This window comes from Deltaproteobacteria bacterium (assembly GCA_015233135.1).
Taxonomy (GTDB): Bacteria; UBA10199; UBA10199; order JADFYH01; family JADFYH01; genus JADFYH01.
In genome coordinates, this window is sequence record JADFYH010000058.1 from 1 (window position 1) to 4,933 (window position 4,933).

5 protein-coding genes are annotated in these 4,933 nt (G+C 49.4%); all 5 read left to right on the forward strand.

What is annotated here, in order from left to right; translation table 11 throughout:
- Positions 1-113 precede the first annotated feature (113 nt).
- A complete protein-coding gene (locus tag HQM15_11960; protein MBF0493477.1) occupies positions 114-926 on the forward strand; it encodes a hypothetical protein in 813 nt (270 codons plus the stop codon).
- On the forward strand, positions 923-1,477 hold the full coding sequence (locus tag HQM15_11965; protein MBF0493478.1) for a hypothetical protein: 555 nt from the start codon (positions 923-925) through the stop codon (positions 1,475-1,477). The genes HQM15_11960 and HQM15_11965 overlap by 4 nt, the downstream gene beginning before the upstream one ends.
- Positions 1,467-2,231, forward strand: a complete 765-nt coding sequence (locus HQM15_11970) for a hypothetical protein (GenBank protein MBF0493479.1) — start codon at positions 1,467-1,469, stop codon at positions 2,229-2,231. Before HQM15_11965 ends, HQM15_11970 begins: the two co-directional genes overlap by 11 nt.
- A 35-nt stretch (positions 2,232-2,266) precedes the next feature.
- Positions 2,267-4,156, forward strand: a complete 1,890-nt coding sequence (locus tag HQM15_11975; protein ID MBF0493480.1) for an ATP-dependent Clp protease ATP-binding subunit — start codon at positions 2,267-2,269, stop codon at positions 4,154-4,156.
- Positions 4,153-4,933, forward strand: a 781-nt coding sequence (locus HQM15_11980) for a PAS domain S-box protein (protein MBF0493481.1), incomplete at its 3' end; no start/stop codon positions are given. The genes HQM15_11975 and HQM15_11980, both read left to right, overlap by 4 nt.

Below are 4,933 nucleotides of genomic sequence, written 5' to 3' on the forward strand. Positions count from 1 at the left end.
TTGCGTTTATCTTGCGTCTCGTAGAGGCGGGCTTCTCTCTTGGGGTGATTAGGAAAGATTATACTCCTATTTTTGGGAATCTTACAGCGCACTCACAACAAACAAAAAATGTCATGCTGCATGCTCGGGTGCGTAAGGTGGACGCCCTTTTTGAAAAACCGGGGCCTGCTGAAACGGAAAAGAAAGAGGCGGTGAGACTGGAGCTTTCACAGATCCAGGTAGACTTGGGTCGTGTCCTTGAGGCGAAGCGGTCTTCAGAGGTTTCTGGGATTGTCTCTTCCAATGTTTTGGAGGTCCCTGTTTCTTCGCTTGCTGAATCGGCAAATACTGATGCGGCACAAGTTGAAGGAGCAGTTGTGCAATCGACTGCAGAAACGATCGAGCAGAGGATTGCAGGGCTTAATAGTCTGAATCGTCTTGTTGCCGAAGAGATCGAACGCACTGCTGCTGCGAATCAGGAGGCCTTTGAGCAGAACAAGTCTTTGAAGGAGAAATTGAACACGATTTCGAAACTTCACGAGGAGGCCAAGGAGCGGCTTCGGGAAATTCAGAACAAGGCGGCTAATACTCAGGTGGAGTACAACAAGGTGCTTCTGGAGATCCAGTTTCTGATGGGTGAAAAAAACCGGACAGTTCAATACATCGAAGGGGAGTATGAACATTTGGCCAGCATGGCAAAACGCTATGAGCTTCTGAAGAGAAACTTTGAATTTACCCGAGGCGAGGCGGGCGTCTCCGAGAATATGCTCGGGTACCTGGAAGTGCTGCTGGGGCATGTCCGCGGTCAGAAAAAAGAATTGATAGAAAAGGTAGAGTCGTCGGAGAAATCCATGCAAGATCTGCTTGACGATCTCAACCGTACAATCAAAAATGGCAAGATGCTCTATTACGACAAAGTAGCTCAAAGCGGAGGCAGTTCGCAATGAACAACGAATCTGAAGTATCGGCAAACCAGGCAATTTCTCACCCTCGCAAAAATCTAAGGGCCTCTCCCGAGATATCCAGTCTCAAGGAGCGTCTGGAAGAGATCTCTCGGATCGAAACGGGAGACCTTGCCAGTGTTTCCAATGAGCGGCTGGACGTGGTGGCGAACGAGATGTTGGGGGTGATCAGCGACCTTGAAAAACAATTGAGAGATTCTCTAGAGATGAATGTGGCTTTGAAATCCGAGGCGCGGATTCATGACAGAGAAAGGGCTACGCTTAGAAAAACCAACGAAGCGCTTCAAGAGAGACTCCGACAGGTCGAGAAGGCTTCGACGATGACGGAAGATCTCAACAGGCGATTTGATTTGGTGGTGGAAGAAATGGAAAAGTTTAAACGTCTTTACAAAAACGAAGCCGCGCAGATGCAGACTGCAAGCGAAGAAGTGAACCGTCTGAAAGAAATTTTGAAAAAAACAGAAGAAGAAAGAAACGATGCCTATCGAGAGATCGTCCTTTTAGCGAACAAGAAGGAAAACTCCCATGGAGAATAGCGCTTCCCAATTGAAGAAAAAATTGATGTTGGGCTGGGATACCATGAAGGACTGCTATCCGCTGGTGGTTGATCGCGATGTGGTGGCAGGAGACCCCGTTAAGACCGATTTTTTGAGTTGCATCGAAGGCTTGAAGAGTGCCGATGAGATTCGGCAATATTTCACGCTGGATCAAAGCGAGGCGCATCTGATTTTTAGGGACCTGCTCGATTCTGGCGCCATCCGTTTCCTGGAAGCCACCGAAAGATTTACTTATCTGAAACAACAGCGTGTTGAGCTGGAGCGGCAGTTGGAATTTGTGAAATCCGAGAGCGTGCGACTCTCGGGGGAGTCCTGTTATCTGGTAAAACAGATTAAGGACAGGGAGATTGCCACCGAGGCCTTTAAACAAAGGATTCCCCAGTTTGAAGAAGGGATGAAGGAGTCGTTTTCGCAGTTGAGTTCCTTGAAGGAAAAATCGGTTGCCCTGTGGGATGTGAATGCAGAACTCTTCGGACTCTCCAAAGAGGTCAAAGATAAAAGTGCACGGATCAAGGCGGGTCTCGAAAAGCTGGATCGGGAATTGCCCCTGGTGATGAAGAGAAAAATCAAAGTGGCCGATCGCTTAAAAAAGGTCGACGAGTGGCGCCATGCCACGGAAGACAAGAACAAAAATATCGAAAACAGACTGGTGGATTACCATGATGCCTTGGGCGATGTGCGAGAGCATCTTCTGGACGTCAAGATGCGTGTGGGAGATCTGAGCGAGATCTAAGGGCGCCTCTAAAATAGAAAAAGTGGTGAGAAATCTTGCAGATTGTACTTAATCCAGTCTCTGGAAACAAACGCGACCTCATCGATCGAATCCGATCGGATGTCCGGTTATTCAACCAATATTACCAAATTATTCCAGAACATCTTGAGACGGGCCTGGTGAAAGATTTGGAGCAACTGATCAACCGGGATATTGCCGGAGAATTGAAGTTGCTTCTCTACGACCCTGTTCAGCCCTCAAATATCTACCTTGAGAAGAGTTACCGTGTTGAGACTACTTCCCGCTTGCAGCGCTTAGGGTCTGCAACGCGTGGGGACGCCAATTGGGAGGAAAGACGCGAGATCCCCAGCCCGTATGAATTTGACATTGTCATTTACTTCACCGACCCCTTCGAGCGTTTGGGGCCTGCCCAACAAAAACAGCGGATGGATGGATTTGAGTTCAGCTGGTTTGACCTGTCACTGCTGGGAGATTCTGCTGAGATTGCTGCTGAAGAGAATCGTCCTGAGCAGCCGCAAAGCGTTGTAGAATGGGAAACTCCACAAGAACAGCACCCGCCTGTGCGAGCTTCTGCGATGGACGTGAAAATCAGTGTCCACGCCGACAAGTCTATATTGTCGTCTCCCTTCCGGGCAGGAAAGCCGCTCATCCTCGCGTCGTACAGCGATTCCAGAAAACTGATGGATGAGTTTGTGAGTGTGGCCCGCTCGATGAGGCTCAGGCCATTTCAGTGGACCTACGCAGAGGGGTTGAAGGCGGTAACCGCTGCGACCTACGCGGAGGAGGATACCTTTTTGCTGCATCGGAATAAAAAGCTGTCACCCTTTCAAGTGTTGGGTGCCATCCGAAACGAACCCATCAAGAACGCCGTCTATTTGCTGGAAGATTTTCATTACTATCTGATGCGGGAGAGCCTGCAAGGCTCGGAATTTGCCGAGATGATCTCGGCGATCAAATCTATGCCTGAGGCTCTGACGAGGGCTGGAAGTTTTCTGGTCATCCTGGCCCCGACTCTCGATCTTCCCCCCGAGATCGCACCCATTTTCGACAATTTTCGCGGAGATCTCGGCAATCGGTCGATGCAGTCACTGGAGAGATTCGGAATCGATCTGACCAAGCTTGTTTTGGAGAACAAGATCAAGCCCATGGTGGGGCGTGAGGCCGAGATTCAGGAGTGTTTGAAGGTCCTCTCGCGGATGGAGGCCAACAATCCTCTCTTGGTGGGCAAGGCAGGGGTTGGAAAGACGGCTATCGTTGAGGGACTGGCCCGGCGGATCGTCCAGGGCGATGTGCCTCGCTCGTTTCTTCAGAAGCGGCTTTTTACGCTCAATCTCAATGCCGTGGTGTCGGGCACAAAATATCGGGGTGAATTTGAAAAAAGAATTGAGGCTTTGCTGGAAGAAGTGAAGGCCAATGCCTCAAAACTCATTGTGTTTATTGATGAGATCCATACGCTGTTGGGGATGGGCAGTGCGGAGGGTTCTACGGGAGCTGAAAACATTCTCAAGCCGTATCTGGCACGCGGTGAGTTTCCCTGCATTGGTGCGACAACGTACGAGGAATACCGCAAATACATCGAGCCAGATCGGGCGCTGGCCAGGCGATTCCAGGTGGTGGAGGTTCCGGAGCCGGATGCTCAGCAGACAATCAAAATTCTCATGGGCATCAAGGGCATTTATGAAAAACATCATCGGGTGGAGATTCGGGAAGATGCAGTTGTGAAATGTGTCGAGCTGGCGGCGAAATTCCTCCCGAACCAGTATTTTCCAGGAAAAGCCGTCAAGATGCTGGATAGCATCTGTGCCTCTGCCTTGTTTTCCGGAAGCGATACGGTCACTCCAGACCTGGTGGGCAAAGAATTTTCGAAACTTGTTCACCCGGCAACTGTCGATGTTGTGCCTTATCAGGAGCAGCTCATAAAATGATGAAAGACTCTCTCTCAGATTACTTCCGCTGCTGGTGGCGCGGATCGCCCCTGATGAATATGGTTTCGATCTTGATCGGCATCCTGATTTTTTTAGGAGCCCTCTATTTTAAGAATTTTCTTGTGCACTATGGAGATCATCAGGATCTTGTTTCAAAAACTTATCCCTATGGCATTGATCTGATTCCATTCGTTGGTGTTCTTGTGGCTCTTCTCATGTTTGTTGTGCTGCAGCTGTATCAGCGATCTCGACTGAGAGGTCAGAGGCTCAGCGTCGCAAACACTTCTCTTCTAAAAATGTCGCTCGCTATCGAGCAGAGCCCTACGGTGATTGTGATCACCAACACGCAGGGTGATATTGAGTTTGTAAATCCAAAATTTACTGAATTGACTGGTTATACTCCTGAGGAAGCGATAGGCAAAAATCCGCGTGTTTTGCACACCGACCAAACGCCCCCTGAAACGATTCAAGACCGCTGGAAGCCCCTAACGGCGGGCAAGATCTGGGAAGGTAAATTTGTCAACAAAAAGAAAAACGGAGAACTTTTTATTGAGGTGGCAAAAATATCGCCTGTGAGAAACCCGGAGGGTGTGGTCACCCACTACATTGCCATCAAGGAAAATATTACCGAAAAAAGGAAAGTGGAGAAAGAACTGGCTGAATCTCAGACGCAGCTTTTTCAAACCGCCAAGTTGGCGACATTGGGCGAGATGTCTACCGGTATGGCTCACGAAATGAATCAGCCGATGGCGGGGATTTCTCTGGCTGTGACGACGA

What these genes read in the sequence shown, in the direction of transcription:
- HQM15_11960 (MBF0493477.1), top strand. Translation starts at nt 114, where the DNA reads ATGCTGCATGCTCGGGTGCGTAAGGTGGACGCCCTTTTTGAAAAACCG.
- HQM15_11970 (MBF0493479.1), top strand. Translation starts at nt 1,467, where the DNA reads ATGGAGAATAGCGCTTCCCAATTGAAGAAAAAATTGATGTTGGGCTGG.
- HQM15_11965 (MBF0493478.1), top strand. Translation starts at nt 923, where the DNA reads ATGAACAACGAATCTGAAGTATCGGCAAACCAGGCAATTTCTCACCCT.